The 15,569-nt window shown below is 34.4% G+C and carries 16 protein-coding genes; 3 read left to right on the top strand and 13 right to left on the bottom strand.

The window, feature by feature from the left end; all coding sequences use genetic code 11:
* Window positions 1-79: 79 nt before the first annotated feature.
* The 9 genes from AR685_RS05610 to AR685_RS05570 form a co-directional block, all read right to left on the bottom strand.
* A complete protein-coding gene (locus AR685_RS05610) occupies window positions 80-925 on the bottom strand; it encodes a prephenate dehydrogenase (RefSeq protein ID WP_059123972.1) in 846 nt (281 codons plus the stop codon).
* 243 nt (window positions 926-1,168) lie between these two features.
* The gene (locus AR685_RS05605; RefSeq protein ID WP_059123971.1) at window positions 1,169-3,451 is read right to left on the bottom strand and encodes a cation:proton antiporter; all 2,283 of its coding nucleotides are present in this window, start codon (window positions 3,449-3,451) and stop codon (window positions 1,169-1,171) included.
* Between the two features lie 103 nt (window positions 3,452-3,554).
* The gene (locus AR685_RS05600) at window positions 3,555-3,944 is read right to left on the bottom strand and encodes a hypothetical protein (RefSeq protein ID WP_059123970.1); all 390 of its coding nucleotides are present in this window, start codon (window positions 3,942-3,944) and stop codon (window positions 3,555-3,557) included.
* A gap of 109 nt (window positions 3,945-4,053) precedes the next feature.
* Complete coding sequence (locus AR685_RS05595; protein ID WP_047442690.1) at window positions 4,054-4,764, bottom strand: LytR/AlgR family response regulator transcription factor; 711 nt, start codon at window positions 4,762-4,764, stop codon at window positions 4,054-4,056.
* Window positions 4,742-5,512, bottom strand: a complete 771-nt coding sequence (locus AR685_RS05590) for a histidine kinase (RefSeq protein WP_082002073.1) — start codon at window positions 5,510-5,512, stop codon at window positions 4,742-4,744. Before AR685_RS05590 ends, AR685_RS05595 begins: the two co-directional genes overlap by 23 nt.
* 9 nt (window positions 5,513-5,521) lie before the next feature.
* Window positions 5,522-5,893, bottom strand: coding sequence for a hypothetical protein (locus AR685_RS05585; protein WP_047442691.1), 372 nt, complete (start codon window positions 5,891-5,893; stop codon window positions 5,522-5,524).
* Window positions 5,893-7,086: an alanine dehydrogenase gene (locus tag AR685_RS05580; protein ID WP_059123969.1), complete on the bottom strand. Its 1,194-nt coding sequence runs from the start codon at window positions 7,084-7,086 to the stop codon at window positions 5,893-5,895. The genes AR685_RS05585 and AR685_RS05580 overlap by 1 nt, the downstream gene beginning before the upstream one ends.
* Before the next feature lie 70 nt (window positions 7,087-7,156).
* Window positions 7,157-7,564, bottom strand: a complete 408-nt coding sequence (gene tsaE / locus AR685_RS05575) for a tRNA (adenosine(37)-N6)-threonylcarbamoyltransferase complex ATPase subunit type 1 TsaE (protein ID WP_059123968.1) — start codon at window positions 7,562-7,564, stop codon at window positions 7,157-7,159.
* Window positions 7,561-8,166, bottom strand: coding sequence for a transglycosylase domain-containing protein (locus tag AR685_RS05570; RefSeq protein ID WP_059123967.1), 606 nt, complete (start codon window positions 8,164-8,166; stop codon window positions 7,561-7,563). Before AR685_RS05570 ends, tsaE begins: the two co-directional genes overlap by 4 nt.
* A gap of 260 nt (window positions 8,167-8,426) precedes the next feature.
* On the opposite strand from AR685_RS05570, the gene dnaG reads away from it, so the two are divergent.
* Both dnaG and clpP read left to right on the top strand, forming a co-directional pair.
* Complete coding sequence (dnaG, locus tag AR685_RS05565; RefSeq protein WP_059123966.1) at window positions 8,427-10,397, top strand: DNA primase; 1,971 nt, start codon at window positions 8,427-8,429, stop codon at window positions 10,395-10,397.
* 286 nt (window positions 10,398-10,683) lie between these two features.
* Window positions 10,684-11,373 carry an ATP-dependent Clp endopeptidase proteolytic subunit ClpP gene (clpP, locus tag AR685_RS05560; RefSeq protein WP_047442696.1) on the top strand — a complete coding sequence of 230 codons (690 nt, stop codon included), beginning with the start codon at window positions 10,684-10,686 and terminating at the stop codon, window positions 11,371-11,373.
* Between the two features lie 120 nt (window positions 11,374-11,493).
* On the opposite strand, the gene tpiA is transcribed toward clpP, so the two are convergent.
* From tpiA to AR685_RS05540, 4 genes are all read right to left on the bottom strand, one after another.
* The gene (tpiA, locus tag AR685_RS05555; RefSeq protein ID WP_047442697.1) at window positions 11,494-12,252 is read right to left on the bottom strand and encodes a triose-phosphate isomerase; all 759 of its coding nucleotides are present in this window, start codon (window positions 12,250-12,252) and stop codon (window positions 11,494-11,496) included.
* Between the two features lie 78 nt (window positions 12,253-12,330).
* Window positions 12,331-12,678: a TerB family tellurite resistance protein gene (locus tag AR685_RS05550; protein WP_047442698.1), complete on the bottom strand. Its 348-nt coding sequence runs from the start codon at window positions 12,676-12,678 to the stop codon at window positions 12,331-12,333.
* 97 nt (window positions 12,679-12,775) lie between these two features.
* Window positions 12,776-13,885 (bottom strand): BT_3928 family protein, encoded by a 1,110-nt coding sequence (locus tag AR685_RS05545; RefSeq protein ID WP_059123965.1) that lies wholly within the window; start codon window positions 13,883-13,885, stop codon window positions 12,776-12,778.
* A gap of 1 nt (window position 13,886) precedes the next feature.
* Window positions 13,887-14,453: a DUF1599 domain-containing protein gene (locus AR685_RS05540; protein WP_047442700.1), complete on the bottom strand. Its 567-nt coding sequence runs from the start codon at window positions 14,451-14,453 to the stop codon at window positions 13,887-13,889.
* A gap of 188 nt (window positions 14,454-14,641) precedes the next feature.
* Here AR685_RS05540 and folP point away from each other — a divergent pair, with 188 nt between their 5' ends.
* Window positions 14,642-15,511: a dihydropteroate synthase gene (folP, locus tag AR685_RS05535; RefSeq protein ID WP_052187674.1), complete on the top strand. Its 870-nt coding sequence runs from the start codon at window positions 14,642-14,644 to the stop codon at window positions 15,509-15,511.
* Window positions 15,512-15,569: the final 58 nt, after the last annotated feature.

The following is a 15,569-nucleotide window of genomic DNA, read 5'->3' as shown; positions in this document are numbered from 1 at the left end:
TTTAATAAAGTTAAATTACATGAAAGGTTTGACATAAAAAAAACTTCCCGAAAGAAGTTTAATTGAGTTGAAATAAGATTTATTTATCTAAAATTCCCCGTATTTTATTGGCATTTTCTATAAGTTCGCCCAAATACTCAAAATTCTCTTTTTCCAAGGCAGATTTGAACTTTCTTAGTTGTGAAATATGTTCATTTAAAACATCCAATACATTCTCTTTATTTTGTTTAAAAATAGGAACCCACATTTCCGGATGAGATTTTGCCAGACGTACCGTACTTGAAAAACCCGAACTTGCCAGCTGAAAAATAGTTTCTTCTTCTTTTTCTTTTTCCAAAACCGTATTGGCCAGTGCATATGAGGTAATGTGAGATATGTGAGAAATGTATGCGGTATGCAGATCGTGATCTTCAGCATTCATATAAATCAAATGCATGTCTAAATTCTCAACAATATTTTGAACCAATTGCAAGGCGTCTGTTGAGGAATCTTCACGATCACAAATGACTCCGGCTTTCCCTGCGAAACTTTCCGCAACGGCTGATTTCGGACCATGATTTTCCGTTCCCCACATGGGGTGAAAAGCAACAAATCTGGATCTGTTTGGATAATCTTTTACAGCGTTTACAATTCCAGCTTTAGTAGAACCTACATCCATTACTGTCTGTGAGGAGTCAATTATATCTAAAACTTTTGGCAGGATTTTTCTAGCTGCATCTACAGGAATTGCAATGATGATTAGATCTGAATTTTTAATTCCATATTCAAAATCAGCTTGTTCGTCGATAATGTTTAAAGCCAAAGCTTCTTTAAGATTATCTATATTGTGATCCATTCCGTAAATGAAATCGACAGCTTTTTTTTCTTTTAATTTTAATGCAATTGAGCCACCAATCAATCCGACACCAATGATACCTATTTTCATTTTCTTTCAATTTTAAAATAAAAAACCCCGTCCGAGGACGAGGTTTTATGTTATATAACAAGAATCTCTACCCCAAATCTGAGCTGAAAATTCTATAATAATATGTTCTGTTTTTATTAATCACAAAGCGAAGATAGTAATTTTTTGTTTCTCGGAAATAAAAAAGACCAAACTTTTAGGTTTGATCTTTGAAAAATTTAATCGTTTAATGTATAAGTACTAATTGATGATTAGTTAAAAACATTACGGATTAGAGATAATCAATGTCGAAGGAATGTCTGAAAGCCAAAGGCTTTTTGAATCAATCAATTCACCCCAGCTTTTCTTACTGATCAGCATCAGATCCTGACCGTTCAGAAATTCTTTCTCAATTTTTTTCTCGTTATATAAAGTGATATGATTGGGTGCCACCTGTTCGATACTTCTAATGAGTTCTTTTACCTCAATATTACTTCTGATTTGTCCAGCAACATCAAGAATAATAATCTGCGAGTTGTTATTGTTGATCAGTCTTTTCGCATATTCAAGCAAATAAAAATCGCTTAAATTGAAAATCGGAATAAATACTTTTTCGGCTGAGGTAAATCCTTTTTCAACTAAAACCCCCACCGGAATGTTTGTTTTATCTAAAATCTGCAATGTAAAATCGTCAAAAGGTGAGTTGTTGAAAATATAACTTTTACCTTTTACGGTATTCAGTAGTTTTTCAGGATTGATAATTTTTGTAGTGAAGCCCAATAGTCTTCCCAATAAACTGCCTTCGTACATCGATTTACCCAACATGATTAAAAGTAAATCGTAATTTCCTTTGTTTGAAATGCTGGTCAAATCACTTTCAATATCGGTTGAAGCTTTAAAAAGCGTGGTAACCTGTAGTTGAAGATCATCAGAGGTTTGTATAACTTTTTTAAACTGTTCCTGTTCGAAATTTTCAATATCAAAAGCATGCAATTCGTCAATAGGAGCGATATTCATAGCAGTTACGCTTTTATTTCCGTTCATTTTGTGCGTAAAATTGTCTGCCAGTTTCAATAATGTACTTCCGGATTCTGCCGTTTCAAAAGAAAGTAAAACCTTATATTTTGCGTCATCATTTTCCTGTTCTTCATCATCCATTGCCGTCTTCTTTCCTTTAAAAAGATAATTGATGAGATCAAGACAAGGACCGGTCATGAAAGTGGTGAATAACGCCATAATAACAAGCATGGCAAATAGTTCGGGACCTAAAACTCCTAAATCATAACCAATGTTCAATACAATTAATTCTGTTAACCCTCTTGTATTCATCAGTGCGCCAATAGTGAGACTGTCTTTCCAGCTCATTTTGAGGAACTTCGAAGTCAGTGCGCTTCCGACAAATTTTCCGGTGACAGCGGTTAAAATAATGAATCCCCCGATTTTCCAAAGGTGTGGATCGTTTAGTAAACCAATCTGAGTACGTAATCCTGTGAATACAAAGAATAATGGAAGCAATAAAACCAATGCCACATCTTCAATTTTTTCAATGAAAAGATTTCTGAATTTTACATTTTCCGGCATAATGGCACCCGCCATAAATGCTCCGAAAAGTGCATGAATTCCGATAACTTCTGTTGCATAGGATGAAATAATTAAGATCAGAAAAAATACCGCAACCAGTGGTTTGCTGATAAAACCTTTGCCTTTTTGGGATTCAGCGATTCGTGCCAGAAATGGCCGTACCGCTTTGATCATAATGAAAACATATAAAATCGCCATTAAAATAACGAATACAGAACCTGAAAATGATCCTGCTTTTACAACGGCAATTACGGCTGCCAAAATACACCACGCTGTAATATCGTCGGCAGCAGCGCAGGTGATTACAACGGTACCGATTTTTGTCTTATGAAGATTTCTTTCCTGAACGATTCTCGCCAAAACGGGAAATGCAGTAATACTCATCGCAATGGCGATGAATAAAGCAAATGAACTGAACTGAATACCTTCCGGAGCAAATTCTTTATAGATAAAATAAGAAAGACCAACTCCTAAAGCAAAAGGGAAAATAATACTTGCATGGCTTATGACTACAGCGTCGTGTGCTTTTTTTCTCAACACACTCAAATCCAATTCCATCCCAACGATGTACATGAAAAGTATTAAACCAATCTGACTGAGGAACTGTAAATTTCCTAGAGATTCTTTAGGAAAAATAAATGCTGAAAGTTCTGGGAAATAAAGTCCGAAAAGTGAGGGACCCAACACTATACCGGCAATCATTTCACCAATTACAGAAGGTTGCTTCAGTTTAACGCAAATCCAGCCAAAGAGTTTTGCTACAAGGATGATCGTTACAATCTGTGCCAGTAAAAGCGCTAGAGGATGATGAAGATTTGTCATGAAAGAATCTGTAAAATTCTCCCACATGGTAGAACCAGTAGCTTTACTTGGCGCAATATTTTCTCCTATTTCTAATGTTTTTCCTTCAATAAAAAACCAATACATAAGGCATGAAAAGAATGCGATTGTACTGATGTAAAAGATGATATTTTTATATTTCCCCATAATCATTAATCATTTATTAGAGCGCTAATTTCTAAAGAATAAACGGATGTTAAAAGTTGTTTTTTTTGAAATGTAACAAATGCGTAGAATAATGTAATGAAAACTATTTGAAGCTGTAACCCAAGCCGAGTCCCATTTTCCACGCGCCATTTTCTGTGGCTGTCTTTGTATTATAATAAAACGGGATCTGTAAAGCTAATTTTCTGTATACCAGTGCGAAACCAACGCCTAAGGTTGGCATTATCGGTGAGTTTTTGGTTCCGTTAGAATGATCTTCTTTTATTCTGACTGAAGGCAACATTCCAATCATCATTTTTGTGCTCTTATGTTTGAAATTAACATTCGGTCCAGTGAAATTGATGAATGCACCATGGTCTACATATCCAGCGACTGCAATTCCATCAAAAAGAGAAACTTTTACTTTTGAATCGTTTTCCTGAGAGAAGCACCAGTTAGAAATGAGAATTCCAAAACCGAAAAGACATTTTTTCATTGTAAATTATTTAATCAGGATGCAAAAATAGTTTGATTAAACACTTGTTAAAACTCAATGTAATGAAACAGCGGAATTCTGCAATGAAAGTTGGAAAGTCTGAAAAATCTTATTTCCCGAATCTTTCCATTAGTGAATTTTTATAGGTTTCCCCAATCTGTAATTTTAAAAAGTGATCATTTTCAGTAAGGATTGTTGTAATAATTTCACTCGTCGACAATACTTTTACAGACGATAGAGCGATAATTTCTTTTTTGTTGACCTGCGCAAAATCTTTAAAAGGTAACATCTCTAAAAGAGACTTGAAATTAAGATTTTTCAGAACAATCGTTGTTCCGTCTTTCAGGATTATATCTTTGTCGCGACTATCAATTTCTGAGGTTTTGATGTACGCAATCTGCTCTGTAAATATTGTTGACTTTCCGATATTGCTGTTCCACTCGATAGATTCTTTTTGTGGAAGATGGCTGAAGAGATCTGCGGCTTTTTCGAATGCCTGAATCAGTCTTTCCTTTTTTATCGGTTTTCTTACGTAATCAACTACATTCAAATCAAATGCTTCGGCAGCATATTCCTTGTAAGCTGTGGTGAAGATGATTTTCTTTGAATCGGAGATTAATTCAGCTACTTGAAGTCCGGTCATTCCCGGCATCTCAATATCCAGGATACAGAGGTTGCAATCGATAGAATTGATTTCGCTCAGGAAGATTTTAGGATCGTTAAAAGCTTTTACAACTTCTACATTATCAATCTGTTCGCACAAAAGTTTTAAATAACTGATTGCAAGCAGCTCATCATCAAGAATAACGCATTTTATCATGGAATTCGCCTAAGTTGATTGTTAATTCGGCAGTGAAGATACCGTTTTTTGAGCTTTTTTGAAGAGAATAAAAATTATGGTAAATCATCTTTAAACGCTGATCCAAAGACTGGCTTCCAAAACCGCTGTGCTCTTTTTCCAAAACATTTTTTAAGGAAGCTTTGTTGCTGACCTTCATTCTGAAAATTCTATTTTCCAACTCAAGGTGAATCGCGATAAAAGAATCCTGAGCCAGAAAATCAGTATGCTTAAAAGCATTTTCAATCAAGTCTACAGAAATAAGAGGTGCGAAAACTTTTTCTTCATAAACTTCATCAGACTTGTCAATTTTAGACTTAATTCTGAAATCAAAAAGCGGATTGATTTTAATTTTATTAATTTCAATCAAACTCAAAGCAAAACTGAACTCTTCTTTTGGACTTACAAATTTGTTGTTGCTTTCGTATAAAATATAATCCAGAACATTTGCCAGTTTATCCAAAGACATATACGTTTGATATGCATGCGACTGTACCGAATTCAGAATATTTTTAAACAGGTGAGGATTCAGTTTCGTACCGATGTGCTCAAGCTGAACTTCATTTAGTCGTTGCTCAATCAGTTTATTGCTTTCTGAAAGTTTGGTGTTTTTCTTTCTGAAGATTTGATTTTGGCTGAATAGATAAATACTTACTGTGAGAAAAAAGAAAATAGCAAAAACTCCAACGAAAATCAGATAATCGTGAATCATGTAGTAATTGCCATCCATCTCAGTAAATTATTTTATTTTTTTTAAACTTAACAACTGAGCAGCTTCTGCACATTTCTCAAATGTAACTTCATAGCGAGGATTGTCTTTCGGATAAGAGATTAAGTAATCCGGACAAGGTTTTTTCTGAGCATGGCTTCTTTCGAAATCTACTTTTCCTTCGGTGATGATGCTGTCTTTTAAAAATTTATCATCAACTTTTAAAGCGATCATTTCAGCTTTAAAGTTTTCAGAATATTTAAAATCTTTAGACAAAGTTTCGGCGATCACACGGCTGTTGGGTAAATATCCGCTGCAGCTTACACCTTTTTTATTAAGAACAAAAAATACAATAACCAATCCAGGAACGAGACCGATTAAAAAGAATTTTATTTTTTTCATTAGAAAATTAAAAGATTGATGTCATGATAAGTAAGTCCGAAACGGTCGCAGATTACTTTTTTTGTATGTCTGCCTTTGTACATGTACAGGCTCTGTTTCATTTCGTTTTTGCGAAGCAGCATATTTTCAAAACCACCTTCTGTATCATAATTCAAGATATAAGAAAGGAAAAAGTTTGATATTGCTTTTGTTGTTGTTCTTGGCATTTTTGAGGTCAGATTCGGTAGTCCGCAATGTATAACACCGTGTTTAATGATATACGGATCGTCCATCGTGGTCAATTCTGAAGTTTCAATAACTTTACCGTTATCAATAACAATATCGATGATGACGCTGCCTTTCTTCATTTTGCAAACCATTTCTTCGGTTACAATTGGCTGCATGTTTAATCTTGGGAGGGCTCCTATGACAACATCTGCACGTCTCAGACTTTTGCTTAGTTCTTTCGGGTCTATAATTGAAGTGGGAACTCTGCTGTCCACCAATGTGTGAAGTCTTCTAAGCTTTGAAAGTGAATTGTCAAAAACTTTTACACTTGCACCCAAACCAATGGCTGCTTTCGTAGCAAATTCGCCAACGATTCCTGCTCCTAAAACCACCACTTCGGTCGGTCTTACACCTGTAATTCCTCCAAGCATTAATCCATTTGATAGCGCCAATAATTCTGAAGCATATAAAATAGAAACTGTACCTGCAATTTCGCCTATTAATCTTACTAAGGTCAATTGTTTATACTCATCAGCAATAAATTCAAAGGCAATCGCATTGACTTTTTTTTCTGCTAACTTTAGGAAATAATCTTTATCTCGTAAATTGATTTGTAAGGCAGAAACCAAATAGGTATTTGGTTTAAAATACTCGATTTCTTCTTCTGTGGGTGGATTGACTTTTAAAATCAAATCCTGGCTGAATGCTTCTTTAGGATCTTTTGTGATAATTGCTCCGGATTCTGAGTACTGAAGGTCGGTAAAAAAAGATCCTTGTCCTGCACCAGATTCCACAATAATCTCGTGACCATGCTGTACCAAAACCTGCACGGCGTCGGGTGTTATACAAGTTCGTCTTTCGTTGAGACAGGTTTCTTTAGGAATTCCTATGCTGAATTGCTTGCCTTTTTTAATAACTTCCAACTTTTCCTCCTTTGGCATCAGTTCTTCCTCGGAAAAAGGAGTAAAAATATTTGTTGTACTCATTTTAAATTCAATTATGACTTACAGAAAATTAATAATTCAATCGATTTCTTAGAACAAAGATACATAATATTTAGTCGAAACTGATTTCTCTGCTTTTACCGTTATTGTGGATTCTCATCGTGTGGTAGTTTAGTCCGTAGAGTTCTTCTTCATAAACTTCAGGCCATTCAATGATGCACAAATAGGCGTTGTCTAGATATTCTTCGATACCGATATCAAAAACTTCTTCAATATTTTTTAATCGATACAAATCAAAATGATAGACTTTTCCGTTAGATGTATTGTATTCGTTTACAATAGAGTAGGTGGGTGAATTTACCTCGTCTTCACTGCCTAAATTTTTAAGCAAAAACTGAGTAAATGTAGTTTTCCCGGCTCCTAAATTTCCTTTTAATAATAAAATGGGGTGTTGAATTTTGGGAAGGATTTCTTCAACAACGTCTTGCCAATCTTCTAATTTGGTGATATTGAAATTCATTTTTTATTTAAATTTTTCAAATATAATTCATGAAAATATTTTGTTCTTGCCAAGGCTCTGTCAGGATATCTGATTCGATTATTCTTAACAGGATTTTCGTACAAAGCTATTACTTCTGCAATTTCTAAAGAAGTCAAATCTTTTATATCCTTATCAAAAAGTGATTTTGAAACTTTTTCAATCCCTTTTCTATTTTCTAAAAAGTCAAAATTACTGAAATTAAAATTTAAACAATCTGTCTGATTGTAATTCTGCTCAAGATATCTTGTTACTAAGAAATAATCTAAAGAATTTTTATTTTTAATATCCATAGAAGGAAATATTCTGAATGCCATTTCTCTGCAGGGACATTCAGAAATATTATTTTGTCCTAATAAAACTTTTAGATTGTAATTCCAGGAGTTTTTAGTTAAAGAATTTTTGTAGATTATACTGTAAAAACTGGTAAAGTTTTGAGGTAATTCGGGAGTACTTCTAATTGTAACAGTAATTACTCTTCTGTCATCATGGCTTAAGATATATCTGCCTCCAAATTCTACATAAGTTAAAAAAATGATCAATAGAAGAAATGCGAATATTAACGTCCGTTTCAAATATTTCATAATCAAAAATATAATTCAAAATTATGAAAAAAGTTAAATCTTTTACTTTGTTATTTTGATTGCTGTGTCTTGCCGTAATTGGCAATTTCCAGTTCACATGTCGAAGCGAAAAGGATACTTTGTATGCGGATTAAGGATTGCTGTTCTGGAGATTTAATTACAAAGGTTTGGCAGTAAAGATTAATGATATTTCGAAAAATAAAATTTTAGAGCATTATAAAATTACTCCGAACCAATATTGAAATTTGTATTTTTGCAAGATGATTTCCAAGCAGACAATAGACAAGATATTTTCCACAATCCGAGTTGAAGAGATTGTTGGCGAATATGTGCAGTTGAAGAGAGCGGGATCCAACTTTAAAGGTCTTAGTCCATTTCATGATGAAAAGTCGCCAAGTTTTGTAGTTTCTCCAAGCAAGCAGATCTGGAAAGATTTTTCGACAGGAAAAGGAGGAACTGCGATTTCTTTTTTGATGGAAATTGAAAATTTCACCTATCCTGAAGCACTTCGCCATGCTGCTAAAAAATACGCAATTGAAATTGAAGAAGATCAGCGCGAGTTTTCGGAAGAGGCCAAAAATGCACAGTCTGAAAGAGATATTCTTTATAAGATTCATGAAATTGCCAACGAATATTTCCAAAATATTTTATGGGAAAATGAAGAAGGCAGATCAATTGGTTTGTCTTATTTTCGGGAACGTGAGCTGAAAGATGATATCATCAAAAAATTTCAGCTGGGATATTCTCCTGAAAAGAAAAATGCATTTACAGAATTTGCTTTAAATAAAGGATATTCCAAAGAAATTTTAGAAAAATCCGGACTGTCAATTTTTCCTGAAAATTCTCCGGCTGGAATCGACCGTTTCCGTGAAAGAGTGATGTTCCCGATTCACAGTTTTTCGGGAAGAGTTTTAGGTTTTGGAGCTAGAATTCTTCGGAGCAATATTAAAACTGCCAAGTATCTTAATTCTCCCGAAACGGAAATTTACCATAAATCAAATGTTTTATATGGTTTAAACCAAAGCAAGCAGGCGATTTCGAGAAAAAATATCTGTCTTTTGGTAGAAGGATACATGGATGTTATTTCACTTCATCTTTCAGGAATTGAAAATGTTGTAGCGAGTTCAGGAACTTCACTTACGACCGAGCAAATCAAGTTAATTAAAAGGCTTACCGAGAATGTTACCATTCTTTTTGATGGTGATAATGCCGGCATTAAAGCCAGTTTCCGAAGCATTGATATGTTGCTGACAGAAGGTATGAACATTCGTGTTCTGCTTTTCCCGGAAGGCGATGATCCCGATTCGTTTGCCAGAAAACATCCTCAGGAATATGTTGAAAAGTTCATAGAAAATGAAGCGATGGACTTCATCGATTTTAAAGCTGAAATTCTTTTAAAAGAAGCCGGAAACGATCCAATAAAAAAGGCGGAAGCGATTAGAAATATCGTGAAATCTGTCGGTTTCGTTCAAAATGGCTTAAAAAGAGAAGTTTACCTGAAAGAAGTTTCTACCAAATTCGGACTTTCTGAACAGAGTTTGTTTAATGAATTGGATATTCAGAAGCAGATTACTCAAAATCAAGCGCCCAAAAGCCAGCCCAAGGAAAATATTCAGCCAAAACTGGAAATAGTTTCTGATAATGTTGAACAGGTAGATCCGATTATATTTGATCTTCTCAATCAGGAAAATAATTTGGTCAATCTGATGCTTAATTTCGGCGATGTCGTGCTTCACAGAGAAAATGAAGCGAATGAAAAATATGAAATCACTGTCATTGAAGAAATTCTTCATCATTTTGAAGAAGAAAATTATGAATTTCAGGTTGAATTGAATAAAATTTTAATCGACAGTATTAAAGAAGGTATTCAGAATGATGAACTGCGAAAAGGAGATTTTTTTGTCAGTTTTATGGATGAAAATATTACCTCAAAAGTTGTTGATGCCATTATGCCGTTAAACGATCTCGAAAACTGGGCTTCGAGAAATATTTTCCCGCCAAACTATGGTGACAAAATCAATACTCAGGTAGAAGGTGATATTCTTATTCACAAATTTCGATACATCGATTATTTAATAAAAACGATCGGTGAAGATCTTCCGAATCAGATCAATAACGAATCGCAGTATTATGATTCTATCAGAAAAATAACTTTGCTGAAGCAGGCTTCGATGAAGCTTTCAGAGATTTTGGGATATTCTCCTATCAAAGGAATTTATGTAAAAAGGTAGCAGGCTTTTGCCATCATACTCAGTTGCAATAGTATCTTGCACTTACACGATAAACTGAATTTACCACAATGCTAACAAAAGAAAAAATGATGAAAAGTTGGCAAAATAGAAGACGTCTTTGACTTCCAATGGTGAAAGCTTTGAAAATGTGAATATTCGTTTACCTCCTTTGATGCTTTTGAAGCGAAAATCCTGAGTTGATTTCTGCCAAAAAGTCCTATTAAATTTTAGGAATAAAAATTGTAAATTACATCTTAATTAAATTTTAAAAAATACCAATAGAAATATGGACATTAAAAAAGAATTCAGAGATTTTTCTGTAAAACACTTAGGAAATAGCGGTCTTGTTACCGATCAGTATATGGGAATGTATGGGCCTTCAAACCTTACACCTTACATCATGGAAGAAAGAAGAATGAACGTTGCTCAAATGGATGTTTTTTCTCGTCTGATGATGGACAGGATTATTTTCTTGGGGACAGGAATTGATGATCAGGTTGCTAACATCGTAACAGCTCAACTTTTATTCTTGGAAAGTGCTGATCCTTCAAAAGATATTCAAATTTACATCAACTCTCCGGGTGGTAGCGTTTACGCAGGTCTGGGAATTTATGACACAATGCAAATTATCAAACCTGATGTTGCAACTATCTGTACAGGTATTGCCGCTTCTATGGGAGCTGTTTTATTGGTAGCAGGTGAAAAAGGAAAACGTTCTGCATTGAAACATTCTCGAGTGATGATTCACCAACCTTCAGGTGGCGCACAAGGTGTAGCATCTGATATGGAAATCAACTTGAGAGAAATGTTGAAACTGAAAAAAGAATTGTATGACATCATCTCTGAACATTCTGGACAAACTTATGAGTGGGTAGAAAAAGCGTCTGACAGAGATTACTGGATGACTTCTACCGAAGCAAAAGAGTACGGAATGGTAGATGAAGTTTTACAGAGAGCTAAGAAAGAAAAATTGTAGTATAACTTGCTAGTTTGAAGATTTGTTAATTTGAAAATTAGCCAAAAGATAAAAAAGGGATGTAATTTTATTTTACGTCCCTTTTTTATTTTCAAATTAGCTTATTGACAAATTTTCAAATTAATTAAAACCCTCAATAATTTTAGAAAAATCTTCCAGCTTCAATGCAGCTCCACCAATCAAACCTCCATCAATATCTGGTTGAGAGAAAATTTCTTTGGCATTATCTGGTTTTACAGAACCACCGTAGAGAATTGATACTTCGTCAGCAACTTCCTGCCCATATTTTTCAGCAATAATTCCTCTGATGTGCGCATGAATTTCCTGAGCCTGTGCCGGACTAGCCGTTTCACCGGTTCCGATTGCCCAAACCGGCTCGTATGCAATCACTACCTTTTTGATTTCTTCAGCCGAAAGAGTGAAAAGCGCTGTTTCTGTCTGAGTTTTTACAATATCTAAATGTTGCCCAGCTTTTCTCTGTTCAAGCGTTTCACCATTACAGTAAACAGGAATTAAACCCTTGTCTAAAGCTAATTTTACTTTTTTATTGCAGCTTTCGTCGTTCTCACCGTGATATTGTCTTCTCTCAGAGTGACCGATTAAAGAACCTGTTGCATCGATTGATTCAAGCATATCTGCAGAAAGTTCACCTGTGTAAGCACCGCTTTCAAACTCGCTCATGTCCTGAGAAAAAACTCCGATTTCGTCTTTTTCAAAGATGTCTTTTGCCATCATTAAATATAAAGACGGAGGAGCAATCCACACTTCACAGTTGGTATTATTTTCATTTTTATAACCTAATAATTGAATCATTAACTGCTGTGCTTCAATTACATTTTTGTTCATTTTCCAGTTTCCTGCAACTATTTTTCTTCTCATAGTCCGATTTTTTTAAAGAATTTAGAGTTAGTTTTAAATTTTATAAAATGTAAACCTAGCTCCACTATTAGTTTATTATTAAATATTCCAAAGATTTTTCAAAAGTACATAAAAAGTATGCTCCTCATCAGTAACGACATCATCAGCTTTGATCAGTGTTTTAGCGAACTGAATGAAACTTAAACGCTCCTCTTCCGTAGAATCTTCAAGAAAACAGCGTCCGTGAAATTCAAAATGATCTTTCCATTCTTCCGGTTTAAGAAGTGCAATTGTTTCCAATTCGTTATCTAAATTCATTTTAAAAGGAAATTCATCAGCCAGATATTGCTGAACAAGCATACCTTCTTCCGGAGCAAATTCGCCGTCTACAGATGAAAGGATCATCAACAAGTGATAACCGGCGATTGATTTATTTGATTTTTGCATTGAATGATATTAAAGTTTAAAATTCTTAATTTAATGTTTAAAGAATTTTCCGCCCTTTAGGGTTGGGGGAAAAAAATTGCTGCTCATAGTACCTTAACTAATCCACATAGTTTTTAGCAGGTTGTTTGTCAATGATTTTACCGTTTTGCAGAGTTAGTACAAAAGGATTGCTTCTTGCAATTGTTTTGATGGCAGTAGCATCCATCATTGCATTTTTAATTGTTTTAAAGGTTGTCGGGATGATTGAAACGCCGTAAACGACTGCCGTTTTTTCGGTGTTTACTTTCGCTTCCACTTTTTTAAGTAAATCTGCCCGAACATCTTGCGGGTGATAAGAAAAAACCAAAATGGCTTTAGGAGCATTGATGATTTCATCCGTTAAATCAACACCAGTAGGATCTTCGATTTTGAATTTTACGATTTCAGATTTGTATCCTTCCTTGATAAGTTTAGACTCATTTTTACCTTCTTCAATCTTCCACGGTGTACCTTCTTCCCAATATTTTGTCTGGTTGATATAATCGTCCTGATTTACTTTTAAAACTTCTCCGGTTTTGGAGTTTTTAAGCGAGTAAAATGTTTTGTATTCTGAAGGGTTTTTATTAATTTTTACTTTTTCAGCTTTCAGATCTGTTCCGATTTTATAATCACGGAAATCGATAATCGGTTCATTGATTAATCCCTGACCCATAATGAAAATCATAATTCCTGAGAAAAGTCCGAACGCAATTGAGGAAAATTTATTGTTTTTCGATTGAGTTGAACTTGAGTAATCATCTTTACGGCTCCATTCTTTTCTGTACAGTACAAACAGAATCAGAAGCCCAATAAGAAGAACAATATCTTTTACAAAGCTTTGCCAAGGTGTGAATTTAATCGCATCTCCAAAACATCCGCAATCTGTCACTACATTGAAATAGGCTGAATAAAACGTAAGAAATCCAAAGAAAATACACAAGGCAATCAGTGCAGAAAGCGTGAATTTCAGTTTAAATTTAAGCAAAAGCATAAAGCCTAACCATAATTCTAAAACCACTACAATCACTGAAAAAAGCAAAGCGAATTTTGCAAAAAACGGCATATTGAAAACTGAAGGTTCAAAATATTCTTCCATTTTAAACGAAAATCCGACTAAATCTACTGCTTTTACAAATCCTGAAAGAATGAAAATGACAGCAACGATGCAACGTAATAAACCTTTAATCATATTAAATAATTTGATGTTCTAAATTGTTTTCTTTTTCTGAGAATTTGATCAGGCAAAACACTGCGTAATTCAGCATGTCAAAATAATTGGCATCTAAACCTTCAGATACGATGGTAACACCTTGGTTATCTTCTATTTGCTTTGTTCTTAATACCTTTTGGTAAATCAGATCGGTAATTGACGAAATTCTCATATCTCTCCATGCTTCACCGTAATCGTGGTTTTTTCTTTCCATCAAGGCTTTGGCTTCCTGAGCATATTTGTCATAAAGACTTAAAATTTCCTCTTTATTTTCGTTAAAATCATTAGAGAAACCCTTTTCCAGCTGAATCAAACCAATGATCGAATAGTTGACCACAGCTATGAATTCGCCTTCTTCGCTTTCGTCAATCATTTTCACATCCGTCATCTGTAATGTGCGGATTCTATTGACTTTAATATAAATCTGATCGGTGATTGAACTTGGTCTTAAAACCCGCCAAGCAGCACCGTAATCCTGTAATTTTTTGCTGAAAAGATCACGACACTCGCTGATGATTTTCTCGAATTGTATTGAAGTTTTTAACATACATTCTCTTAATAGCCCAAATATACGAATTAGGTTTTAGGTAGCAGGAATATCGCAGAGTGTTTTTGAGGTGTGGAAACTAGGTTAATGTGGTTGTAGTATTTTAGTTTATTATTTATAAAATCTAATTTCTAAAATTTTTTTAAAGTTTTAGTTTATTTTTGTAGGAATAAATCTGATGCATCCGGATGTCTACAAACACTGTAAATCTTTCGCCCTTCAATAGTTCTCAAAACTTCCACTCGATACACTGTAACGGTAGATTGGTAGATTTAAGTTCACCACAATTGATGGGAATTCTTAATCTTACCCCTGATTCTTTTTCGGATGGAGGAAAATTTAATAATGAAAAATCAGCATTGCAACAGGCTGAAAAGTTCTTAAAAGATGGTGCTTCGATGATTGATATCGGTCCGCAATCTACACGCCCGAATGCTGAATTTTTGAATAGTGGAGAAGAAATCAGAAGAATTGGAAACGTAATTTCTCTGATTAAAAAAGAATTCCCAGAAGCTTTAATTTCATTAGATACTTTTTATGCTGAAACGGTAAAGTTTGGTTTTAATGAAGGAATCGATATGGTTAATGATATTTCAGGCGGCCAGTTTGATGTCGAAATGCTTAATGCGGTTGCTGAAACAAAACTTCCGTACATCTTGATGCACGTGAATCCATCATATCAAACCATGCATGAAAAAACTTCGTTTGCTGATATTACTTTAACGGTCAACCAATATTTTTCGAAGAAAACCGATGAGTTATTAAAAAAAGGAATTAATGACATTATTCTTGACCCAGGTTTTGGCTTTGGGAAAACGGTCGAAGATCAGATGAAAATGATTAATGAAGTTGAATTTTTCGGCTTTGGAAATTTCCCTTTGCTGATCGGAATTTCAAGAAAATCATTTATTTACAAACCTTTAGGTAAATCTGCTTTGGATATTAATGAAGAAACGCAAAAGCTGCATATGAAGGTTTTACGGCAAGGAGCGAAAATTCTTCGTGTGCATGATGTGGCTGAAGCAAAAAAAACGGTTGACGAGTTTTTAAATAATTAAAATTTTATCATAGAAAACCTCCCAAGATTAAACTTGAGAGGTTTTCTATGATAATTTA

Origin of the sequence: Chryseobacterium sp. JAH, from assembly GCF_001507335.1 — a bacterium.
Taxonomy (GTDB): domain Bacteria; phylum Bacteroidota; class Bacteroidia; order Flavobacteriales; family Weeksellaceae; genus Chryseobacterium.
The sequence above is the reverse complement of the archived record's forward strand: the minus strand, read 5'-3'. Positions and strand labels throughout refer to the sequence as shown.

Excerpts from the sequence above, each read along its gene's own strand:
- AR685_RS05605 (WP_059123971.1), bottom strand. The coding sequence starts at position 3,451 with ATGGGGAAATATAAAAATATCATCTTTTACATCAGTACAATCGCATTC.
- AR685_RS05590 (WP_082002073.1), bottom strand. The coding sequence starts at position 5,512 with ATGGATGGCAATTACTACATGATTCACGATTATCTGATTTTCGTTGGA.
- tsaE (WP_059123968.1), bottom strand. The coding sequence starts at position 7,564 with ATGAATTTCAATATCACCAAATTAGAAGATTGGCAAGACGTTGTTGAA.
- AR685_RS05540 (WP_047442700.1), bottom strand. The coding sequence starts at position 14,453 with ATGTTAAAAACTTCAATACAATTCGAGAAAATCATCAGCGAGTGTCGT.
- clpP (WP_047442696.1), top strand. The coding sequence starts at position 10,684 with ATGGACATTAAAAAAGAATTCAGAGATTTTTCTGTAAAACACTTAGGA.
- AR685_RS05595 (WP_047442690.1), bottom strand. The coding sequence starts at position 4,764 with ATGATAAAATGCGTTATTCTTGATGATGAGCTGCTTGCAATCAGTTAT.
- AR685_RS05600 (WP_059123970.1), bottom strand. The coding sequence starts at position 3,944 with ATGAAAAAATGTCTTTTCGGTTTTGGAATTCTCATTTCTAACTGGTGC.
- folP (WP_052187674.1), top strand. The coding sequence starts at position 14,642 with ATGTCTACAAACACTGTAAATCTTTCGCCCTTCAATAGTTCTCAAAAC.
- tpiA (WP_047442697.1), bottom strand. The coding sequence starts at position 12,252 with ATGAGAAGAAAAATAGTTGCAGGAAACTGGAAAATGAACAAAAATGTA.
- AR685_RS05545 (WP_059123965.1), bottom strand. The coding sequence starts at position 13,885 with ATGATTAAAGGTTTATTACGTTGCATCGTTGCTGTCATTTTCATTCTT.
- AR685_RS05550 (WP_047442698.1), bottom strand. The coding sequence starts at position 12,678 with ATGCAAAAATCAAATAAATCAATCGCCGGTTATCACTTGTTGATGATC.
- AR685_RS05610 (WP_059123972.1), bottom strand. The coding sequence starts at position 925 with ATGAAAATAGGTATCATTGGTGTCGGATTGATTGGTGGCTCAATTGCA.
- AR685_RS05585 (WP_047442691.1), bottom strand. The coding sequence starts at position 5,893 with ATGAAAAAAATAAAATTCTTTTTAATCGGTCTCGTTCCTGGATTGGTT.
- AR685_RS05570 (WP_059123967.1), bottom strand. The coding sequence starts at position 8,166 with ATGAAATATTTGAAACGGACGTTAATATTCGCATTTCTTCTATTGATC.
- dnaG (WP_059123966.1), top strand. The coding sequence starts at position 8,427 with ATGATTTCCAAGCAGACAATAGACAAGATATTTTCCACAATCCGAGTT.
- AR685_RS05580 (WP_059123969.1), bottom strand. The coding sequence starts at position 7,086 with ATGAGTACAACAAATATTTTTACTCCTTTTTCCGAGGAAGAACTGATG.